Source organism: Streptomyces sp. CY-1, from assembly GCF_047218265.1.
Classification (GTDB): Bacteria; Actinomycetota; Actinomycetes; order Streptomycetales; family Streptomycetaceae; genus Streptomyces; species Streptomyces niphimycinicus.
This window is the reverse complement of record NZ_CP178393.1, coordinates 831,184-852,432: the sequence shown is the minus strand read 5'-3', so window position 1 is coordinate 852,432 and position 21,249 is coordinate 831,184. Positions and strand designations below refer to the sequence as shown.

At 71.1% G+C, this 21,249-nt stretch carries 17 protein-coding genes; 11 read left to right on the top strand and 6 right to left on the bottom strand.

The window, feature by feature from the left end; genetic code table 11:
• Positions 1 to 221 precede the first annotated feature (221 nt).
• Together ACK1X7_RS03765 and ACK1X7_RS03760 are read left to right on the top strand one after the other, a co-directional pair.
• Positions 222 to 1,913, top strand: coding sequence for a phospholipid carrier-dependent glycosyltransferase (locus ACK1X7_RS03765; protein ID WP_390794578.1), 1,692 nt, complete (start codon positions 222 to 224; stop codon positions 1,911 to 1,913).
• A gap of 348 nt (positions 1,914 to 2,261) precedes the next feature.
• Positions 2,262 to 2,777 carry a CAP domain-containing protein gene (locus ACK1X7_RS03760; protein ID WP_385151771.1) on the top strand — a complete coding sequence of 172 codons (516 nt, stop codon included), beginning with the start codon at positions 2,262 to 2,264 and terminating at the stop codon, positions 2,775 to 2,777.
• Between the two features lies 1 nt (position 2,778).
• Here the strand turns inward: ACK1X7_RS03760 and ACK1X7_RS03755 are convergent, their stop codons facing one another.
• Positions 2,779 to 3,462, bottom strand: coding sequence for a TetR/AcrR family transcriptional regulator (locus ACK1X7_RS03755; protein WP_390794577.1), 684 nt, complete (start codon positions 3,460 to 3,462; stop codon positions 2,779 to 2,781).
• A gap of 90 nt (positions 3,463 to 3,552) precedes the next feature.
• On the opposite strand from ACK1X7_RS03755, the gene ACK1X7_RS03750 reads away from it, so the two are divergent.
• Entirely contained in the window at positions 3,553 to 4,512 is a 960-nt protein-coding gene (locus tag ACK1X7_RS03750; protein ID WP_390794576.1) for an NAD(P)-dependent alcohol dehydrogenase, read from the top strand.
• A gap of 137 nt (positions 4,513 to 4,649) precedes the next feature.
• The gene (locus ACK1X7_RS03745; protein WP_413114624.1) at positions 4,650 to 6,917 is read left to right on the top strand and encodes a HelD family protein; all 2,268 of its coding nucleotides are present in this window, start codon (positions 4,650 to 4,652) and stop codon (positions 6,915 to 6,917) included.
• A 74-nt stretch (positions 6,918 to 6,991) separates the two neighbouring features.
• On the opposite strand, the gene ACK1X7_RS03740 is transcribed toward ACK1X7_RS03745, so the two are convergent.
• Positions 6,992 to 7,792, bottom strand: a complete 801-nt coding sequence (locus ACK1X7_RS03740) for a TetR/AcrR family transcriptional regulator (RefSeq protein ID WP_385151762.1) — start codon at positions 7,790 to 7,792, stop codon at positions 6,992 to 6,994.
• A 90-nt stretch (positions 7,793 to 7,882) separates the two neighbouring features.
• Here ACK1X7_RS03740 and ACK1X7_RS03735 point away from each other — a divergent pair, with 90 nt between their 5' ends.
• Complete coding sequence (locus ACK1X7_RS03735; RefSeq protein ID WP_398160379.1) at positions 7,883 to 9,019, top strand: FAD-dependent oxidoreductase; 1,137 nt, start codon at positions 7,883 to 7,885, stop codon at positions 9,017 to 9,019.
• 137 nt (positions 9,020 to 9,156) lie between these two features.
• Here the strand turns inward: ACK1X7_RS03735 and ACK1X7_RS03730 are convergent, their stop codons facing one another.
• Positions 9,157 to 10,674, bottom strand: a complete 1,518-nt coding sequence (locus tag ACK1X7_RS03730) for a glycoside hydrolase family 28 protein (RefSeq protein WP_398160380.1) — start codon at positions 10,672 to 10,674, stop codon at positions 9,157 to 9,159.
• A 202-nt stretch (positions 10,675 to 10,876) separates the two neighbouring features.
• Here ACK1X7_RS03730 and ACK1X7_RS03725 point away from each other — a divergent pair, with 202 nt between their 5' ends.
• From ACK1X7_RS03725 to ACK1X7_RS03710, 4 genes are all read left to right on the top strand, one after another.
• Positions 10,877 to 11,341, top strand: a complete 465-nt coding sequence (locus ACK1X7_RS03725; RefSeq protein ID WP_385151753.1) for an SRPBCC family protein — start codon at positions 10,877 to 10,879, stop codon at positions 11,339 to 11,341.
• A 224-nt stretch (positions 11,342 to 11,565) separates the two neighbouring features.
• Positions 11,566 to 13,545 (top strand): beta-N-acetylglucosaminidase domain-containing protein, encoded by a 1,980-nt coding sequence (locus ACK1X7_RS03720; RefSeq protein ID WP_413114623.1) that lies wholly within the window; start codon positions 11,566 to 11,568, stop codon positions 13,543 to 13,545.
• Positions 13,546 to 13,654: 109 nt separating this feature from the next.
• The gene (locus ACK1X7_RS03715; protein ID WP_413114622.1) at positions 13,655 to 14,974 is read left to right on the top strand and encodes an NAD(P)/FAD-dependent oxidoreductase; all 1,320 of its coding nucleotides are present in this window, start codon (positions 13,655 to 13,657) and stop codon (positions 14,972 to 14,974) included.
• A 132-nt stretch (positions 14,975 to 15,106) separates the two neighbouring features.
• Positions 15,107 to 17,794 (top strand): SMI1/KNR4 family protein, encoded by a 2,688-nt coding sequence (locus tag ACK1X7_RS03710; RefSeq protein WP_413114621.1) that lies wholly within the window; start codon positions 15,107 to 15,109, stop codon positions 17,792 to 17,794.
• A gap of 71 nt (positions 17,795 to 17,865) precedes the next feature.
• On the opposite strand, the gene ACK1X7_RS03705 is transcribed toward ACK1X7_RS03710, so the two are convergent.
• The gene (locus ACK1X7_RS03705; protein WP_385149221.1) at positions 17,866 to 18,459 is read right to left on the bottom strand and encodes a TetR/AcrR family transcriptional regulator; all 594 of its coding nucleotides are present in this window, start codon (positions 18,457 to 18,459) and stop codon (positions 17,866 to 17,868) included.
• Between the two features lie 135 nt (positions 18,460 to 18,594).
• Between ACK1X7_RS03705 and ACK1X7_RS03700 the strand changes: the two genes are divergently transcribed.
• On the top strand, positions 18,595 to 19,785 hold the full coding sequence (locus ACK1X7_RS03700) for a cytochrome P450 (RefSeq protein WP_385149224.1): 1,191 nt from the start codon (positions 18,595 to 18,597) through the stop codon (positions 19,783 to 19,785).
• A 5-nt stretch (positions 19,786 to 19,790) separates the two neighbouring features.
• On the top strand, positions 19,791 to 20,006 hold the full coding sequence (locus ACK1X7_RS03695) for a ferredoxin (protein WP_059148357.1): 216 nt from the start codon (positions 19,791 to 19,793) through the stop codon (positions 20,004 to 20,006).
• Positions 20,007 to 20,027: 21 nt separating this feature from the next.
• Here ACK1X7_RS03695 and ACK1X7_RS03690 read toward each other — a convergent pair whose 3' ends face one another.
• Positions 20,028 to 20,891, bottom strand: a complete 864-nt coding sequence (locus ACK1X7_RS03690) for an SAM-dependent methyltransferase (protein WP_385149228.1) — start codon at positions 20,889 to 20,891, stop codon at positions 20,028 to 20,030.
• 152 nt (positions 20,892 to 21,043) lie between these two features.
• The gene (locus ACK1X7_RS03685) at positions 21,044 to 21,247 is read right to left on the bottom strand and encodes an MbtH family protein (protein ID WP_382947424.1); all 204 of its coding nucleotides are present in this window, start codon (positions 21,245 to 21,247) and stop codon (positions 21,044 to 21,046) included.
• Between the last annotated feature and the right edge of the window lie 2 nt (positions 21,248 to 21,249).

Genomic DNA, 21,249 nt, shown 5'->3' with positions numbered 1-21,249 from the left:
TCACTTCCTTCTCAACGCGCTCGGCGCGGGGGTGCTCAGGCGGGCCCCGATCAGAAGAGCACACCGGACAAAAATCCCCGAAGCCCTCCGCGAGCACACGCTGCGGATGCACTCCGACGGCCAGCACGACCCCCGGATGCCACGGTCCGGATTGCGGAGTTCGCTCAAGTTTCCCGGCGGCTGCCCTATGCGGTGGCACGAGGGCGTTAGCGTCTGTCGCTATGCGGTGGGCGGGCGTGATCGACAGCGTGACCAGGACCGTCGGCGGGCCGAAGGGCCGGTGGGCGGCGGGGCCGGGGCGGCACCGGCGGTGGCTGGTGGTGGCCGCCGTCGTGGCGCTCCTGATTCAGATGGCGGTCGCGATGGTCACCACGGCGGTGGAGCAGACGCCGACCATCGACGAGCCCGTGTACGTCGGCACGGCGGTGGACTCCCTGCACCATCACCGGGTGCGGTACAACCCCGAGCATCCACCGCTGGGCAAGCTCATCATCGCGGCGGGGGTGGCCGTCGCGCGCCCGCACCTGGATGCCGACTTCGCCGGTGACCAGACGGCGCTCGGACGGCATGTGCTCTACGAATCGGGCAACGACCCCTGGCGGCTGATGCTGTGCGCACGGCTGCCGATGATCGCACTGACGCTGCTGTTCGGGCTGGTGGTGTTCGCGTTCGCCCGTGAGCTGACCGGACCCGTGGGCGGGGCGGTGGCGCTCGCCCTGTACACCTTCTCGCCGGACATCATCGCGCACGGTTCCCTCGCCACGCTCGATGTACCGGCGGCCGGTTCTCTGCTGACGTCGGTCTGGCTGCTGTGGCGGGCACGACGGTGGCCACGGCTGTGTCTCCCGCTCGCGGGAGTGGCGCTCGGCGCGGCCCTGGCCACGAAGATGAGCATGCTGGCGGCGGTGCCGGTGCTGCTGCTCCTGGCCGTGCTCTCGGTCTGGTACGCCCGGCGCACCCACGACCGCACCCCGCGCGGCCATGCGCGGTCCCTCGCGATCGGAGTGGCGGCGGCGGTGGCCGTGGCACTGATCGCGGTGGCCGTGGTGTGGGCCGTCTACTTCGTGGTCGACCCCCGGCTGCGCTGGACGCCCACCGGACCGGTGCCGGTCGTCCACGGGCTGCGCGGGCTCGCCGTCGACCTGCTGCCGCTGCCGGAGGCGTACCGCGACGGGATGCGTGTCCAGTTCGGCTTCGAGCACGACACCTGGCATGGCTTTCTGCTCGGCCGCCGCTACCTCGGGTCGCTCTGGTACTACCTGCCCGTCGCGCTGCTGGTGAAGACGCCCCTGGGCATGCTCGCGCTCTGGCTCGCCGGGACCGTCGTGCTGCTGGTGGTGCCCCGGCTGCGGTCCGCCGCGCCGTATGTCCTCGTCCCGGCGGCGGTGCTGCTGCTCGCCGCCCTGGACGGGGCCCGCAACCTCGGGGTGCGGTACGCCATCTTCCTGCCGATGTTCCTGGCGGTGGCGGCGGCCGGGCTGATGGCCGTGCGGCGGCGCTGGGCGTACGGCGCCACCCTGGCGCTGGTCCTGTTCGTCGCGGTCAGCTCGCTGCGGACGTATCCCTACTATCTGCCGTACTCCAACGAGGCATTCGGCGGCCCGTCCCGGACCCATCTGCGGCTGCATGACTCGAACGTCGACTGGGGGCAGGACCTGGGGCGGCTGGCCGACCGCCTCCGGGAGCGCTACCGGGGCGAGCGGATCTGGCTCGTCTACAAGGGCAGCGGTGTGCCGTCCGCCTACGGCATCCACGCGTCCGACCCGCGCCGGGCCCGCCCGGAGGAGGTGCGCGGGCTGCTCGTGGTCTCGGACTCCTCGATCGCCCAGGCCACCGGCCGGCTGGCGGCGCTGATCGAGGGCAGTGAGCCGATCGACGAGGTCGGCCACTCGATCACCATCTACCGCCGCTGACCACCCCTGTCATGTCATGACATCTCTCACACCGGGCGCCGTCGTAAAGGGGGCGTAGCGGAGCATATCGACTAGCCGACATAGTGGGTTTATCTTCTCTGTCGGAAATGGCCGGTTCCATGCCCTCGCGATCCCCGGTGCTCCGGGCCCGTTGTCCACTCGCCTGGTTGCCGCGATTTCTGATGGGGTGTCGGGCCACCTGAGCGCTCCCCGGAACCGGCTCTGCATGTCTCGCCGCTGATCGCAAGCGCCGTCCTCGCTACGAACCCTTGTAGTACGAACATGTGTGTTGCCCCGCGTGGCGACGGCTCCAAGAATGACGGGCCTCAACCGAGTGTGAGGTCACGTATGAGCAAGCACCGCAACAGCACGACGCCCCGCCGCAAGATAGCCATCGCCGCCCTCGCGGTGGCCGCCGTGGGCGTTCCCTCGGCCGCGATGGCACAGTCCGCCACCGCGGGCTCCACCTCCGCCACTTCCGCGGCCGCCACCGACCAGCAGGAAGTGGTCGATCTCGTCAACAGCGAGCGCAGCAAGGCCGGTTGTAAGCCGCTGACCGTGAACGAGAAGCTGGCCAAGGCCGCTCAGGACCACAGCGAGGACATGGCGGCCCACAGCGATATGTCGCACACCGGCTCCGACGGGTCCTCCCCGGGCGACCGGATCGAGCGCGCGGGCTACTCCTGGAGCACCTACGGCGAGAACGTGGCCTACGGCTACGAGTCGCCCAAGAGCGTCATGGCGGGCTGGATGTCCAGCCCCGGCCACAAGGCCAACATCCTGAACTGCGACTTCAAGGAGATCGGCGTCGGCGTGGCGCAGCCCGGCCACTACTGGACGCAGGACTTCGGCACCGCCCGATAGCTCATCCCCCGGATGTCCGGGGCAACCGGCCCAGCCCCAGCGGGGCGGGTGGCGGGAGGGGGCGGGCCGGTTCGGCCCGCCCCGCCTCGAAGGACCGCAGGAGGTGGGCCACCAGCCGCCGGGACGCGGCCGGTGCCGTTGCCGCGTCGCCGATGACACCTCTGTTGGCCAGGAAGACGAGGCTCAGGTCGGACACGTCGAAGTCCTCGCGCAGCCGCCCCGCGGCCTTGGCGCGCCGGACCACCTCGGCGAAGCCCTCTTCGAGCCGCAGCCGCTCCCGCTCGAAGCCGACCGCGTCGGGAAACGACGACAGCAGGGCGTCGTTGAACTCCCGGTCCTGCGTCTGCGAAGCACACACCGTCTCGATGGTCCGGCGGAAGGCCCGCCACGCGTCGTCGTCGGCCAGGGCGTCGTCGACGATCGCCGAACAGACGGCGAACTCGTCCGAGAACACCTCCGTGACCAGCGCCTCCCGGGTGGGGAAGCGCCGGTAGAGCGTGGCCACCCCGACCCCGGCATGACGGGCGATGGTGGCCATCGGCACATCGAGCCCACGCGAGACGAACAGCGCCCGGGCCGCCTCGAGGACGCGCCGGCGATTGGACGCCGCGTCGGACCGCAACCCCGGACTTCCGGTGTCCCGAACACCGGTGCCGGGCGCTATCTGAGAGACGTGAGCAGGCATGTTTCTCACCTTACGCCGACCGGGCGGTTTCCCCCTTTGCGCGCATTAGCGTGGCGACAACCCCGATGTGCGAAAGGGACGATGAGGGCGATGAGTGAGATGCGCGCGGCGCGGTACGACCGGTACGGACCTCCCGAGGTGCTGTACGAGGGCACCCGGCCCAAGCCGGTGGCCGGTCCGCGGGAGGTGCTGGTGCGGGTGCACGCCACGAGCGTGAACGGTGGCGAGCTCTTGGGCCGGGCGGGCAAGCTGAAGCTGGTGACCGGGCGGAAGTTCCCCCAGGGCACCGGCATCGACATCACCGGGGAGATCGCCGAGGTGGGTTCCTCCGTGAGCCATCTCGCGGTGGGCGACCGGGTGTGGGGGGCGACACCGCGCGGGACGTTCGGGGCGGCCGCCGAGTACGTGGCCGTCCGGCCACGTCAGCTCTCCGTCGCGCCCGAGGGTGTCGATCTGATCCGGGCCGCTGCCCTGCCCGGAGTCGGCACCACGGCCATCACGGCGCTGCGCGACAAGATCGGCCTGAGGAGCGGCGAGCGGCTGCTGGTGCGCGGGGCGGCCGGCGGCGTCGGCAGCGTCGCCGTGCAGCTCGGACACGCGCTCGGCGCCCATGTCACCGGGCTCGCCGGAGCGAAGGCGCTCGACCTCGTCCGGGAGCTCGGCGCCGATGAGGCGCATGACTACCGGACCACCGGGCCTACCGCCCTCGGCCCCTTCGACGCCGTACTGGACACAGTGGGCACCGGGCTCGGCGCGTACCGAGAGCTGCTGTCGCCCGGCGGTCGCATGGTGTCCATCGCCTTCGACGCAGACCGTCCGCTGTCCTGGCTGGGCTTCATCCTCCTCTCCACCGTGCACGGCTCACGGCGGGTGCGGGCCTTCTCCGGCAATCCCACGCATGAGCTCTTCGCGGACCTTGCCGCGTATGTGGAGAAGGGGGCCATCCGGCCGGTCATCGACACCGTCCATCCGCTCTCCGGCGTGGCAGCGGCCCACCGCGCGATGGAAGCCGGCGGTGTGCGCGGCAAACACGTCATCCAGGTGGTGTGAGGCCATAAAACAGAGAAACGCCCCGGCCGCCTTGACGGCCGGGGCGTTTCTCGGCGTATATTGGGGATTTCCATGTGCTCATGAATTTATGGCATACGGAAACCTGATGAAGTCATCGTATCCCGGCGGGAGTCGAATTGTCAAACGAGGAATGGGACCGTGAGCAAGAATTCCTTGATCTGCTCAACGGGCGCCTCGCCGAGCTCAGGGCACGAGCCGAGGAGTCGGTGACCGAAGCGCTGTCCCTGGAGGGCACCACCTTCCAGGCCCGGCTGGAGCGCGATGTGCTGGTGGCCGAGCGGTCCGGTCTGCTCGCCGCGTTCGAGGCGGGGGAGCGGGGGCTGTGTTTCGGTCGGCTGATGTTCCGCGACGGCCGTGACCACCACATCGGCCGCATCGGCATCCGGCGCGATGACGAGGACCGCACCCCGCTGGTCATCGACTGGCGCGCCGATGTGGCACGTCCGTTCTATCTCGCCACCGGACACACCCCCATGGGACTGCGCCGCAGGCGCCACATCACCACCGAGGGCCCCAAGGTCACCGGGTTGCACGACGAGATCCTGGATCTCGCGGACATCATACGGACCGGGCATGAGGGGTCCGACGCGGACGCCGTACTGCTCGCCGCGCTCGATGCCGCGCGCACCGGCCGGATGCACGACATCGTGCAGACCATCCAGGCCGAACAGGACCAGATCATCCGCGCCCCGCACCACGGCGTCCACGTCGTCGAGGGCGGCCCCGGCACCGGGAAGACCGTCGTGGCGCTGCACCGCGCCGCGTATCTGCTCTACGCGCAGCGGGAGTCGCTGGCCCGGCGCGCGGTGCTGATCGTCGGGCCCAACCCGGCGTTCCTCGGCTATATCGGGGAGGTGCTGCCCTCGCTCGGCGAGACGGGTGTGCTCCTCGCCACGCTCGGTGAGCTCTTCCCCGGGGTGACGGCCACCGGCACCGACACCCCCGAGGCCGCCGAGGTCAAGGGTCGCGCGGAGATGGCGGATGTCCTGGCCCGCTTCGTACGGGACCGGCAGACGCTGCCCGACCCCGCGATCGTGATCGACCACGACGACGGCGAACTGGTGCTGGACAGGGACATCGCGTCCGAGGCCGGCCACAAGGCCCGGGAGACCGGGCTGCCGCACAACCTCGCCCGCCCGCACTTCGCGTTCCGCGTCATCGACGACCTCACCGATCAGCTCGTCGACCGGATCGGAGCGGACCCCTACGGCGGGCCCAACCTCCTCGGCGCGGACGACGTCGCCCAGCTCGGCAAGGCGATCGCGGTCAACCCCGAGGTGCATGCCGCCATCGAGCTGCTGTGGCCGTCCCTCACCCCGCAGCAGCTCGTGGCCGACTTCCTCAGCGACCCCGTCCACCTCTCCGACGCCGACGCCGCCGCGATCCGCCGCACCGACGGCGAATGGACCCCCGCCGACATCCCGCTGCTGGACGAGGCCGCCGAACTCCTCGGCCACGACGACTCGGCGGCCCGCGCCGCCGCGGAGGCCGAGCGCCAGGAGCGCATCGACTACGCACAGGGCGTGCTCGACCTCTCCTACGGCTCCCGCACCCTGGAGTTCGAGGACCGCGACGACGAGGAGTCGGAGGTGCTGGCCGCCCATGACCTCATCGACGCCGAACGGCTGGCGGACCGGTCGGAGGAGCGCGACCACCGCAGCGCCGCCGAACGCGCCGCCGCCGATCGCACCTGGGCCTTCGGCCACATCATCGTGGACGAGGCCCAGGAGCTGTCCGCGATGGCGTGGCGGCTGCTGATGCGGCGCAGCCCGACCCGTTCGATGACACTGGTCGGCGACCCGGCGCAGACCGCGGAACCGGGCGGCTGCGGCTCCTGGTCCACGATCCTGGAGCCGTACGTGGGCGACCGCTGGGAGCACACCCGGCTGGGCGTCAACTACCGCACCCCCACCGAGATCATGGAGATCGCGGCGCGGGTGGCCCGCACCGTCGACCCGGCCTTCCAGCCGCCGCGCTCGGTCCGCGCCACGGGGGTACGGCCCTGGGCGGAGCACACCGGCGATCTGCCCGGTGCGGTGGCCGCGGCCGTGGCGCGGGAGACCCGCAGCGAGGGCCGTCTCGCGGTGATCGCCCCGGGGGAGCGCCATGACGCGCTGTCAGCCGTCCTCCCGGAGGCGTCCACCGGCCGGTCCCCGGACCTGACCAGCGCGGTGGTGCTGCTCGACCCCCGGCAGGCCAAGGGGCTGGAGTTCGACACGGTGATCGTGGCCGAGCCCGCGGAGTTCGGCACCAGCGACCTCTATGTGGCACTCACCCGCGCCACCCAGCGGCTGGGCGTGGTGCACACCGGGCCGCTGCCGGAGGGGCTGCGCGATCTGACCGACCCGTCCTCCCCGCCGCGTACGGGCGTTCCCGGTCGGTGAAGCCCACCACCTGACGGTCGTCCACCGGCACCGTCATCCGCGGACCTCGCCGCCGGACCCGCACGTCCGACCAGTCACCGACCCGGAAGGGGCGGGTGCCGGTGGCCAGGACCGCTCACGCTCGGTGGCGGGACCAGCCCCTGAAGCAGCAGGGTGAGGGTGAAGGTGAACCGGTCGTGTCCGGTGCCCGAGGTGAGCTCCCGCGCATGGGCGACGGTATGGGGGAACAGATCGGGCGGCAGCATCCGAAGCCGTTCCTCGATCTCGGCGCGGTCGATCACACGGCCGTCGACGTCCTCACCCTGCCGCCGGGCCGCGGCCGCCTCCAGGCAGTAGCCCGTGATGTAGAGGAAGGCCGCGTCGCCGGCCCAGGCCGCCTGTTGGGCGGGCGCGCCACTGGCGAGCAGGATCGCGAGCATCCCCTCGCCGACCCGCAGAGTCGCCAGATCGGCGGGCACCACGGTGAGCGCGGCCTGCGCGATACCGGGGTAGCGCAGAAACTGATCGCGAAGCTGTGCGCACACGTCCATGAACTGCTCCCGCCAGCACGCGGGGTCCGGTGCGGGGAGGGCGACCTGGGAGCACAGCCTGCCGATGAGCAGGTCACCGAGCTCCGCCCGGTTGCGCACATGCGCGTACAACGAGGCGGGGCCGGTCCCGAGCCTCGTCGCGACCATGCGCATCGTCAGGTCCTCGAAGCCGCCCGCCTCGACGGCCTGGAGAGCGGCGTCGATGACGCGCTCCACCGTGATGGGGGTCTTCTCCCGGGCGGCGGCCCGGCGCGCTCCGGATTCCGAGTCGGCGTTCCTGGCCGAGATCAGCGCCGCCCACTGATCCCGGGAGATTGCGTCACGTGCTGCCCGTCGTCCTGCCACGACGCCACCCTACCCGTTGACGAACAATGATCGCCAGTAGAACAATGTTCGTCGTAGGGTGGAAGGCGAACCACCGCGAAAGGAATCACCGTGACGACCTCGGTCTCGATCATCGGCGCCGGCCTCGGCGGGCTCACGCTCGCCCGGATCCTGCACCTCCACAACATCCCCGCCACCGTCTACGAGGCGGAGAAGTCCGCGGGCGTCCGCACCCAGGGCGGACAACTCGACCTCCACGAAGAAGACGGCCGGCTCGCCCTGGAGATGGCCGGGCTCACCGAGGAGTACCGCTCGATCATCCACCGAGGCGGCGGAGCACGACGTGTCGTCGACGAGCAGGCACGCGTGGTCGTCGATCGGCCGGACGACGGCTCCCTGGTACGGCCGGAGACACTGCGCGGTGACATCCGTCGGATCCTGCTCGAATCACTGCCGCCCGGCACGGTGCGATGGGACAAGAAGCTCGTCTCGGCGACCCCCGTCGGAGACGGACGACACCAGATGTCGTTCATGGACGGCTCGTCGGCCGTGTCCGACGTCCTCGTCGGCGCCGACGGGGTCTGGTCCAGGGTCCGGGCGCTCCTGTCGGACGAACGGCCGGTGTACTCGGGCATGAGCTACGTCGACACCTACCTTCACGACGTCGACACGGCCCATCCGCGCGTGGCCGGCCTCGTCGGGAACGGCGCCCTGTACGCCCTGGTCCCGGGCAAGGGATTCCTCGCCCACCGTGAAGCCGGTGGCGTCGTCCACACCTATGTCGTGCTGCACCGCCCGGTGGAGTGGTTCGATGCGATCGACTTCACCGACGCCCCGGCGGCGAAGGCACGGGTGGCGGCAGAGTTCGACGGCTGGGCACCGGAACTGCTGGCCTTGATCACCGACGGCGAGTCCGCACCCGTCCTGCGCAGCATCTACGAGCTGCCGGGCGACCACCGCTGGGACCGGGTCCCCGGCGTCACACTCCTCGGCGACGCGGCACACGCGACCGTCCCCGGAGGAGACGGTGCCAATCTCGCGATGCTCGACGGCGCCGAACTCGGTACGGCGATCGCGGCCCACCCCGACGACATCGAGCAGGCCCTCGCCGACTACGAGAGCGGAATGTTCCCCCGGAGCCGGAAGGCGGCTGCCGCCGCCCACCGCACCATCGACTTCATCTTCGGCGCCAACGCCCCCGCCGGGGTCATCAGCCTGTTCTCGGCAGACGAAAGCACCTACGCCTGAGCCATCGCACCCCGGCGTCCGCCGCGCCGCGGCCGGCCTACACCCCCCATGGGGAACCCGCCGAGCGGGTGCTGCGCCGCTGGTGGCGGGGGTGACGGGGGGTGTGGTCAACTGCCCTCGGTCGTAACGAGCGTCGGTTATGACGAGCAGTTCTCGCTGGATCCGCTGGTGCTCACCCGCAGCGCGCCGCCGGAGGTGTTGGCGCTGTCGGCGAGGCAGTAGCCGGACACGTTCTGGAGGATGACGTCCGCCGGGCTGTCGCTGCCGCGCTGTGCGGTGAACCGGTTGAAGCGCAGCGTGGTCCCGGAGTTGGCGATGACCGCCGGACGGCCGTCGTTCTTGGCGAACTTGACCGAGCTGTCGTTGAACGTGATGTGGTCCGCGTTGTGCAGATACCAGCCGAAGGCGGGACGGGTGCCGATGCTCTTCGGGTTGTAGTCGTCGGAGTCGTTGCTGGGAACACCGGTGGACATGGTGCCGTTGCCGCCGGGCACGGTGAGATCGACATGGTTGAAGGTCACACCGCTGATGTGATTGCCACCGGACTCGCCCCACAGTGTCGGGCTGAAGGAGGGGGTGTTACCGGTGCCGGTGATGTTGTCGTAGGTGATGTCGCTGATATGGCCGACTCCCGGATTTCCCCCGCACCGTTTTCTCGTCCCGATCTTCTGCATGATGGGCGAGTGCACATTGGTCATGGTGATGTCGCGGTAGTGCACATCGGAGATGTTGGCGCCGTCCATGGAGACCATGCCGAGCCCGGACTTGTCCGCACCGGTGATGGTGATGCCCTGGAAGACGTAGTCCGTGAAGTCACCACAGGTTTCGGAGCCGAACATCAGGGCGTTGCAGCATTTCGCGGAGAGATGTGAATCGGTCACCCGCACATGGCCGTTGGGCAGCTTGGCGCCCAGGGCGTAGTCGCTCTTGAAGACGAGAGCGTCATCGTTGGCGGCGATATTGGCGTTGGTGACCGTGACATTGGTGGTGCTGATGATGTTCCAGCCGTCGCGGTCGCTCGCCGTGTCGATGGTGAGGTGGTCCGACGTCACGTTCTTGCAGCCGTTGATGAGGGCCGCGAAGTGGCCACCGCGCCGCAGGGTGATCCCGTCGAGGGTCAGCCCGTCGCAGCGGGTCAGGGAAATGATCTTGTCTGCCTGGCCGGAGTCGGGGTTTCCGGTGATGAGGTTGTCCGCGCCGTCGATGGTTCCCGAGCCGGTGAACCCGATGTCGGTGAGCTTGTCGCCGTAGAACATCGCGTTGTGGAAATGGCTGTGGCCGTAGTCCTGGTAGTCGTCGTTCGGATTGGACTCGGGCTTGTCGTAGGTGTCCGCGCTGGAACCGAGAATCGTGGCCCCGGAGTCAAGCTGGATGGTCACCTTGCTCTTGAGATGGACGGTTTTCTTGGACTTGTACTGTCCCGACGGGAAGCGGACGATCCCGCCCCCGGCGCTGTTGGCCGCCGTGACGGCCTTCTCGATGGCGGCGGAGTCATTGCTCGAACCGTCGGCCTTCGCGCCGTAGTCCATCACGCTGAACACCGGGGCCGCGGTGGCGGCTTCCTCTTGTGCGGGGGCGGCGGTCGCCTGGGGCACCTGCGATAACCCGAAGACGGCGGCGAGTGCGAGCGCCGCGCCTGCGGCGAGTCTCTTCATCTCTCGTTCTCCTTCTCCTGTGGAGCCGTGGAGATCCGACGTGTTGTTAGGTCTGGACCTATTTGACCTGCAATGATCCCCTTGCTGGGGCGGTATTCCTCGATGCGGGCCAGGAAAGGTAGGACCTCTCTCCTCTGTGGAAAGTAACAGGCGGATGCGAGCTGTCAATGGCCTCCGGCCGCCGATCACCTACGATCCCGCTGTGGCCCACTTCCGTATCCAGCGGCGCACCCCCCTGCCCGTCGGCGAGACCTGGCGACGGCTCACCGACTGGCCGCGCCACGGCGCCCATGTACCACTGAGCGGTGTCACGGTCCATCCGCCGGGGCCGACCCGGGTGGGCACCGTGATCGTGGTGCGCACCGGCGTCGGCCGCGCGGGATTCGACGACCCCATGGAGATCGTGCGCTGGGACCCACCCGCCGATGACACTCCCGCCGGTGACCCACCAGAAGATGACACTTCCGGCATCTGTAGGTTGGAGAAGCGCGGCTCGGTGGTCCTCGGATGGGCCGAGATCGAGGTGCGCCCCCGGGGTGGCGGGTCCGAGGTGGTGTGGCGCGAGGAGCTGCGGCTGCGGGGGCTGCCCCGGCTGTTCGATCCGCCCACGGTCTGGTCCGGCCGGCTGCTCTTCGGCCGTGTGGTCGACGCGCTGCTCAAGGACTGACGGGCACGCCGTTCCCGCCGGCCCCGGCTCCCAAACCGCCCGCCCCGCACGGCGACCGACGACCGGCGCCCGGCCCGATCATCCGCGCTCGGCGCTGGGTAGGGTTACGCCGAGCCCCGCCGGGGCTCGTACCGCGCACGGCACACCGCACACGCACGGCATCACCGCACGGCACCGCACCGCCTGCCCCCGAAGGCCACCGAACGCCACGGAGAAGATGTCCCATGCGCAGTCGCTCCAGCACCCTGGCCAGCGTCACGGTGTTGTTCACCCTCCTCGCCCTGCTGCTGCCCACCGGCGTGGCCGCTACCGCGGCCACTGCCGCCGCCCCTGGGCCGCTGCCGGTCGTCACCCCGCACCCCCAGGAGATGTCCCGCATCGGCGCGGACATCCATGTCCGCGCCCGCGTCCGCCTCGTCGTCGCGGATGGCGTGGACCGTCCGACACGTGATCTCGTCACCTCCGTGCTCCGCCGCGCGGGGGCCTCGCGGATCCAGGACGGCCCCGGGCCGAAGCTGACCGTGACCGTCGGCCGGATCACCGACGCACGGGTGGTGCGGGCGCTTGGGGCCGCCGGGGGCCAGGTGCCCGCCCGGCTCCCCGCCGAGGGCTACGCACTCGCCGCCGGGCGCGCCTCGGTGGCGCTCGCCGGCGCCGACTCGGACGGGACGTACTACGCGGCGCAGACGCTGCGTCAGTTGGTTTCCGGCCACCGGACGATCGCTTCCGTCTTTGTCGCGGACCATCCGCTGATGCCGCTGCGCGGGGTGATCGAGGGCTTCTACGGAAGCCCCTGGACCCATGCCGAGCGCATGGACCAGTTGGCGTTCTACGGGGACGTCAAGATGAACACCTACATCTACGCGCCGAAGGACGACCCCTACCACCGGGAGAAGTGGCGCGAGCCGTATCCGGCCGCCAAACTCGCCGAACTCGGCGAGCTGGTCCGGCAGGCCACCGACCACCATGTGCGGTTCACCTTCGCCGTCTCCCCGGGGAATTCCATCTGCTACAGCGACCCCGCCGACATCGCCGCGCTGGAGGCCAAGCTGGACGCGGTCTACGACCTCGGGGTGCGCAGCTTCTCCATGCCGCTGGACGACATCAGCTACACCCGCTGGAACTGCGAGGCCGACCGCGCCACGTACGGAGACCCCTCGTCGGAGGCGGCCGCCGAGGCGCAGTCCGGCCTGCTCAACGCGGTGCAGAGGGAGTTCCTCGACCAGCGGGCGGACACCAGGCCGCTCCAGATGGTGCCGACCGAGTACGGGGATGTCACCGACACGCCGTACAAGCGCGTGCTGCGCGAGCGGCTGGACGCGCGGGTCGAGGTGATGTGGACCGGAACGGATGTGGTGCCGCCACGGATCACCGTCGCCGACGCGGAGCGGGCCGCGGCCGTATGGGGGCGCAAGGTCTTCGTCTGGGACAACTACCCGGTCAACGACTACGGCCAGGCCGAGGGCCGGCTGCTGCTCGCTCCGTACGACGCCCGCGAGCCCGGTCTGCACCGGCAGCTCTCCGGCCTGGTCCTCAACCCGATGAACCAGGCCGCCGCCAGCAAGGTCGCCCTCTTCGGCGGGGCGGACTTCGCCTGGAACGACACCGGCTACGACGCCACCCGCACCTGGCGGGCCGCCGCCCGCCACCTCGCCGGGGACGGTCCCGGCGCGCGTCCGGACCGTACGGCCGCCACCGTTCGCTCACTGCTGGCCTTCTTCGACACCCAGCATCTCGCGCCCACCTTCGGCGCCGAACCCTGGCAGCCGCAGGCCCCCGAACTCGCCGCCCGGCTCGACCGGTTCCACACCGCCTGGGAGGCGGGGCACGAGCGAACGGCCCTGCGGGAGCTGCGCCCGTACGCCCGGCTGCTCGCCACCGCCCCCGAGCGCATCCGGGCCGGTGCCGCCGACCGTGGCTTCGTGGCGGACTCCGCGCCCTGGCTGGACGCGCTGTCGCTGTGGGGGAGCGCCTTCGAGCGCACCCTGGACGCGCTGGGCGCCCGTCTCGACGGCCACGAGGCCGAGGCCGCGCGGTGGTTCGCCGAGGCGGCGTCGGACGCGAAGCGCGCCGGGGAGATCCGCACCATCCCGGGCGAGACCCGCCCCGAGGGCCCGGTGCGCATAGCCGACGGGGTGCTCGACACCTTCATCGCCGAGGCGGCCAAGGCGCCCGAGGCCGCCGAGCCCTCCCAAACCGCCTGAGCCTTCGAAGGTCTGCATTCTCGCGAAGATGGTGACGCTCGGATGATTCTGCACTACGCTCCGTAGTATGGGGGTACAGGGGGAAAGTACCGGACGAGGGACCGCGGTGGTGATCGGCGGAGGTCTCGCCGGGATGCTGGCCGCATGGGCGCTGCGCGGATATGCCGAGCGCATCGTCATAGTCGAGCGCGACCGCTATCCCGAGCGGCCCGCGTTCCGCTCGGGTGTTCCGCAGGGGCGCCACGCACATCTGCTGCTGGAGGCCGGGCATCGGGCGCTGGAGGCGCTGATGCCCGGTGTGCGCGAGGAGTTGACGGCCGCCGGTGCGGTGCGCGTGCCCATGTCGGGCGTGCGCTGGCTGAGCGCGGCCGGGTGGCTCGCGGAGTACGAGAGCGAGGTCGCGTTCCTCTCCTGCACCAGACCGCTGCTCGACCATACGGTGCTGCGCCGGTTGCGCGGCGAGCCCACGGTGCGCTGGCTGGAGAACACGGACGTCGTCGGGCTCCTCGGCGCACCGGGCGAGGTGACGGGCGCTCAGGTCCGGGCGCGTGGCGATGCCCGCGCGGAGGTGCGCGAGGTGCGCGCGGAGCTGGTGGTCGACGCCTCCGGGCGCACCTCCGCGCTCCCCTCCTGGCTGGCCCGGCTGGGCTGCCCGCCCGCCCCCGAGGAGCGCGTCGACGCGGGCGTGTCCTACGCCAGCCGGCTCTACGATCGCCGCGCCGGGCAGGATCCGGACTTCGCCGCGCTCTATCTACAGACCAAGGCCCCGGACGCGCCGAGGCTCGGCGTGGCGCTGCCCGTGGAGGACGGCCGGTGGATCGCCAGCCTCGGCAGCATGCGCGGAGCGCAGGCCGAGCCCGGCGCGGCCGGTTTCGACCGGCAGTTAGGTCTGCTGCGGGACCCGAGCCTGCGCGAGCTGCTGGCCGATGCCGAGCCCGCCGGTGCGGTCCGCGGCTTCTGGCCCGGCCCCGGTGTGCGGCGGCACTACGAGCGCCGGGCGCCGCGCGGCCTGGTGGTCATCGGCGACGCCGTGTGCACCTTCAACCCGGTCTACGGCCAGGGCATCACCGTGGCCGCGCTCGGCGCCCGAGCCCTGCGCGCCGCCGCCGAGCGCCACGGCGGCATCGGCCACCGTACGGCGCACACCGCCCGTAAGGGCATCGCGGCCGCCACGAACACCGCCTGGATGCTGTCCTCCAGCGAGGATGTGCGCTTCCCCGCCACCACGGGCGGACCCGCCGGAATGTCGGTGCGGGCCCAGCACCGCTATCTGGACCGGGTCATGCGGCGCGCCACCGTCGACCCACGGGTCTGCAAGGCCCTGCACGAGGTGATGTCGCTGGTCGCCGCCCCCACCGCGCTGATGCGACCCGCAGTCCTGGGAGCCGTGCTGCGCGGGGGAGGGAGCGGCCGACCCACATCCCCCTAGTGATCGTCGCGGCGGCCGGACGCTGCTGGTGGACCGCCCTAGCATCGACAGCATCCGGGTGTTGAGGCCACCCGCACCCCTGCCCCGACGACACGTCAACGGACGTCCACACGGCCCCATCAGGAGCACAGCGTGCGAGCGACATTCGCGGATTTCACCATCGATCCGCCTCGATTCGGCAATGGCACGGCCCGCTACGAGCGATGCCATCCCGACCGTGACCGCCTCGCGATCGGCGCGGGCGGCCGGGTCGAACTCGACTTCGCGCTGGACGACGGCGAACTGCCGGAACAGCTCACACTGGCCCTGATCGCGCGGGTCTCACCGCTGGGTGAATCACTAGGATGCGCGCCGATCGACATCACCGTCAACGGGCATGCGGTGATCGAGCAGTTCACCGTGCCCGGCGGCGCCCGCCCCCGGGAGGTGGCCTTCGCGGTTCCCGGCGAGGCGCTGGTGGCGGGCACCAACACGCTGTGCGTCCGCGGCTGCGCCGAGGCCCGCGGCCTGCTCTGGCTGTACCGGATCACCGTCGAGCCCTCCCGCATCTGCGCCCGTATCCACCTCATGGCGGAGGAACACCCCGCCGAGGCCGCGGTGTGCGTCTACCGCACCGAGTGGCGCGCCCCGGGCTCCGCCGAATGGCGGCCCGCCCCACGGCTGCTGGTCCATCTCGACCGGGGCGAGGGCTCGCTCCCCGCCCGGCTCGCCTGGCGCGGACAGGACGGCGCGGAGGCGTCGATCGGCTTCCAGCCGGCGATGACGGAGTTCTACGGACACCGCCGGGCCGCCGACGGCACGCTGACCGAGTACCGGGGGACGCTGGAGGGCCGCTCGGCCCTCCGGGACAGCGCGCTGGAAGAGGTGATGCACCGCTTCCGTACGGAGGAGGGCGGTGCGTCCGGGGGCGGCCGCCACCTCCGCCAGGAGCTGCGCCTGCTGATAGAGGACGGGGGGCCGCCCGTCGAGCGGGTGATGTGGGGCGACCCGTCGGGGCACTCGGTCACGGTGTCGCTGCTCGCTGCCGAGCCCGGTCCGGAGGCGGAGGTGACCGACCTGGTCACCAGGGTCCGGGCGCACAGCGAGTTCACCGAGGCGGGCGAGGTCGCGGAGAACCTGCTGCACGACTCATGGCACAAGTGGCTGGGCCATGGCGGCCGCGCCTGGCTGGAGTTCACCCTGCGGCGGCCGGTCGCCGTCGGCCACTACGTCCTGACCTCGGCGAACGACGTCCCCGGCCGCGACCCCAAAGACTGGACCCTCAAGGGCTCGAACGACGGGGAGCACTGGGTGGACCTCGACTCCCGCGTGGAGGAGAGCTTCGCACATCGCCATCAGCCCCGGGGGTTCACCGTCCCCGCCCACACGGCCTACGGCCGCTACCGCCTGGAGATCACCCGGAACGCGGGGGAGGACCATGTCCAGCTCTCCCAGGTCCGGTTCTTCACCTCCGCCCCCCATCCGAGGGGCTTCATCGGCCACTACCAGCGGGCGGGCGAGGCACCGACCGGATACCGCGGCACATCCCTGTCGGCCACCCCGGGGCCGGAGTCGCCGAAGGAGCTGCCGCGGACCGTCGAGCAGTGGCGGTCCTATCTGGCGGAATACAGCGCGGCCATCCTGCGGGTGGCCGACGACGAGGACCTGAGCGGGGTCGGCGACGATCAGCGGGCGGCCGGCTGGCTCGGGTTCGAGGGCGCGGACGAGGAGAGCGTCCTCGCCCTGGAGGAGCGGCTCGGCACCCGGCTCCCGCCGAGCTACCGGGCCTTCCTGGGCGCCTCCGACGGTTGGCTGAACATCAGCCCGTTCATGTGGCGGATGCGTGCGGCCAAGACCGTCGGCTGGCTCCGCGAGGCCGACCCCGAGACCTGGAGCGTCATCCGCGGCGGCGAGGGCGAGGACTGGGACGACACCGCGTTCATGGACCGGGCGCTGCTGGTCTCCGAGGAGGGCGACGCCCAGCACTGGCTGCTGGACCCCGCCGATGTGTCCGAGGACGGGGAGTGGGCAGCCTACATCTGGGCGAGCTGGTATCCGGCCCTGGGCGACCGGCACGCCTCGTTCGCCGAGCTGGTCGCCGAGGAGCGCACCGGTTTCGAGGACCAGGCGGCGATGGAGATCCGCATGGCGCGCCCCGGGAGCGCCGGGGAGCTGGTGGCCGAGGGCCGGGCGCAGGCCCTGCGGGGCGAGGTGCGCAAGGCGATGGCCACCTTCGAGCAGGCCGCGGTCAAGGGCTCGGGCGCCGGCGCGTATCTGGGGATCATCCTCGGGGCGTTCCTCGACATCAGCGTGGCCCACCACTGGATCCGCAACCGGGTCCTGGGGGACCCGCATGTGATCGAGGTGATCGGCATGGAGCAGATACGGGCCGAGGCCGCCCCGCTCTATCTGCGCTGTGCGGCCGAGGAGTGGACCGGCGCCCCCGGTGGCTATGTCTCGGCCCTCGGCGACATCCTGCCGCGGCTCCCGGACGGCGTGGACGGTGTCGTGGGCGCGGGCGGGGTGTCCGCGGGCGGCGCCGCCACCGAGGGCGACGACACCGCCGCCTGGGTGGCCAGGGCCGCCGCCTTCGTCCCCCCGGCCCTGCCCGAATCCCGCACCTTCCAGCAGGCTCTGGACCTGGCCAGGGCGCTGGCCGACCGGGGCGCCATCGATCAGTCCTGGGCCGTGATCGAGGCCGCCCTGCCGCACTGGCACTCCGACTCCCCGCACCGCATCGCCCCGGTGGTCCTCCTCACCGATCCGGCGTTCCGCGAAGTGATCACCCCGGCCCGGGCCCGTCGCGTCGTCACCACGCCCCGGGGAGAGTTCCGGGAGTAGGCCCCGCCCTTTGCCGGCCTGCCGTCCTACGGCCCGCTTTCCCACGGCCCGCTCTCCTATGACCCGTGCTCCTACGGCCTGCCGTCCGCCGCCGGAAGGCCGTCCAGGAGGGTGCCGAGCGCGGCCGTCACCAGCGCGCACACCTCGTCCGGGTCCGCGTCGGCCAGCGGCTCCTTGCCCACCAGCACCCGCATCATCCCTATGCCGAGCAGCCAGGACAGCGCCAGATCCGCCCGCAGCTCGCGATTGTCGGCGCTGGACAGGGAGGCCAGCACCCGCGCGTAGTCGTCGCTGATGGCGCGCACGGCCGTACCGATCTCGTCGCCGCTGTCCACCGAGCGCAGCAGCGTCGCCAGCGCGCGGGTGCCCGGTTCCTTCGCGCCATGGCCCAGCAGCCCGCGCAGGGCCGTCTCCGGCAGCTCATGGGGTGGGGTGGTGCGCAACTGCTCCTCCCCGTTGTGCGCGATCACCTCGCCGAACAGCGCTCTCTTCGAGCCGAAATAGCGGAACAGCAGCGCCTGGTTGACGCCCGCGCGATCGGCGATGTCCCGCACCGTCGCCCGTTCATAGCCCCGCTCGGCGAACAGCGCCGCCGCGGCCTCCATCAGCCGCCGACGTGTGTTCCGCGCATCCCGCCGCTGTCCCTCGGACACGGTCGTCCCCATCACGACACACCCCTCTCGTCAGCTTGCGGCGATGTACCCGTCGGGCCGTCGGATCAACGGCGCAAAGGGGCCGTTGACCGTACCAGCCGACGGCTCCTACGTTTGTAAGCACGTGCTTACGCAAGGGAGGTCACGGTGACCACAGCGGAGACGACACCCCTCACCTATCCCTTCAACTCCTCCGACGGGCTGGCGCTCAGCGAGGCGTACGAACAGGCCAGGAACCGCACCGGATTACTCCGGGTGTGCTTGCCCTACGGCGAGCCCGCCTGGCTGGTCACGCGGTACGCCGACGCCCGGATGGTGCTCGGCGACCGGCGCTTCAGCCGTGCGGAGGCGCTCCACCACGACGAGCCACGGCAGTCCGAGGGCCGGCGCGACAGCGGCATCCTGACCATGGACCCGCCCGACCACACCCGGCTGCGCACCCTCGTCGCCAAGGCGTTCACCGTCCACCAGGTGGAGAAACTCCGCCCCTGGGTCCGGCAGTTGACCCATGATCTGCTCGACGACCTGGAGGCGGCGGGGCCACCGGCCGATCTCGTGGACCGCTATGCCCTGCCCATTCCGGTCGGGGTCATCTGCGCCATGCTCGGCGTCCCGGAGGAGGACCGGCCGAAGTTCCGGATCTGGAGCGACGCCGCGCTGTCCACCAGCTCGTTGACCGCCGAGGAGTCCGCCCGCAACACCGATGAGCTGCGCGCCTATATGGCCGGGCTGATCGAGGTCCATCGCAGCAGCCCCCGGGACGACATCATGACCTCGCTGATCGAGGCGAGGGACGCGGGCGACCGGCTGTCCGAGCTCGAACTCGTCGATCTGTGCGTGGCCATCCTGGTGGCCGGGCACGAGACCACGGCCACCCAGATCCCCAACTTCGTACTGACGCTGCTGGAGCACCCGCAGGAGCTGCGGCGGCTGCGCGAGAACACCGATCTGCTGAACGGTGCCGTCGAGGAGCTGCTGCGCTTCGTCCCGCTGGGCATGGGGGCCTCCCAGGCCCGCTACGCCACCGAGGACGTCGAGGTGGGCGGCACCCTGGTGCGCGCCGGGGAGCCCGTGCTGGTCGCGGTGGGCTCGGCCAACCGCGACGCGCTGCGCTTCGATACGCCGGGCACCCTGAACGTCGCCCGCCCCGCCGGCCAGCACCTCGGCTTCGGCCACGGTGTGCACCACTGCCTGGGCGCGCCGCTGGCCCGTCTGGAGCTCCAGGAGGCCCTCGGCGCGCTGATCGCCCGTTTCCCGGAGCTGCGGGTGGCCGGGGATGTGGAGTGGAAGGGCCAGATGCTGGTCCGCGGGCCCCGTGTCATGCCGATCGCGTGGTGAGCGGGATGACCTGGAAGGCGGAGATCGACCCTGGCCGGTGCATGGCGTCCGGCATGTGCGCCGGAATCGCCCCCGACCTGTTCGTCCTCGACGAGGAGCACGCCCGGCCGCGACACGAGGAGGTCCCGGAGGAGGAGCGGGTGCTGGACGCGGCGGACTCCTGTCCCGCGCTGGCGATCACCATCCGCGACGGCGCCACGACCGTCGGACCGCGTCCCTGACCCCTGCCCGGGAACCCCGCGTCAGGACTTCTGGGCGACACCCGCCCAGAAGGACACCTCTTCGTCGGTCACATCGCCGGTCTCCACCTTGGAGTCCGTTTCGGCCAGGTCGGTGCGCCACCGGTGCGGCACCTCCAGGCCCGGTTCGGCCAGCTCCAGCCCGGCGAAGAAGCGTTCCACCTCGTCCCTGGTGCGGATCTTCCCCGGGATGCCCCCCTTGTTGTAGATCTGCACCGTCTTCTGGGTGGCCTCGGGGTCGAAGTCCGGGGTGATGTGGCTCAGCACCAGATAGGAGCCGGGGGCGAGCGCGTCGACGAGCTGCCGCACGATCTCGTACGGGCCCCACTCGTCGGGGACGAAGTGCAGCAGCGAGACCAGGCTCAGCGCGACGGGCTCGGACAGGTCCAGCACCTCGGTGAGATCGGGCGAGGCGAGGATGTTCCCGGGCTCGGTGACGTCCCCGTGCACATAGGCGGTGCGGCCCTCGGGGTGACTCTTGAGCAGGGCCTGGGCGTGGGCGAGGACGATGGGGTCGTTGTCCACGTAGACGACCCGGCAGTCCGGGGCGATTCCCTGGGCGACCTCGTGCAGATTGGGCCGGGTGGGAATGCCGGTGCCGATGTCGAGGAACTGGCGGATGCCCCGCTCGGCGGCGAGGAAGCGGATCGCGCGGTGCATCCAGGCCCGGTTGGTCCGGGCGGCGATCATGACACCCGGCCAGAGGGTGAGCACCTTGGCCGCGGCCTCACGGTCGGCGACATAGTTGTCCTTGCCGCCCAGGAAGTAGTCGTACATCCGGGCGCTGTGCGGTCGCCCCTGGTTGAGGGGGGTGTTGGGGGGCTCCGGCCCGCTTCCGGTCTGGGATGCTACCCCTTGCGCGGTCACGTGGTGTTCTCCTCCGTATCCGGGCGCGATCGCTCGCGTCCGCGGCCGACTGTTCCCAGGATGGTAAACCGCCCGCCGGTACGGGGAAGTTGAGGGGCCCGGTCGCGGCCGGCGCCGTTACGCGCCGACCGCGCCGCCCGAGGACGCCCCGGTCAGGAGGCCCCGTTGGCCATGCGTTCACGCAGGCTGCGCGGTCGCATATCGGTCCACACCTCGTCGACGTACGCGGAGCACTCGTCCTTGGTGCCCTCCTTGCCGACGGGGCGCCAGCCCTCGGGCACCTCGAGGTCGGCGGGCCACAGCGAGTACTGGTCCTCGTCGTTGCGCAGCACCTGGAAGCGGGCGTTGTCGTCCATGG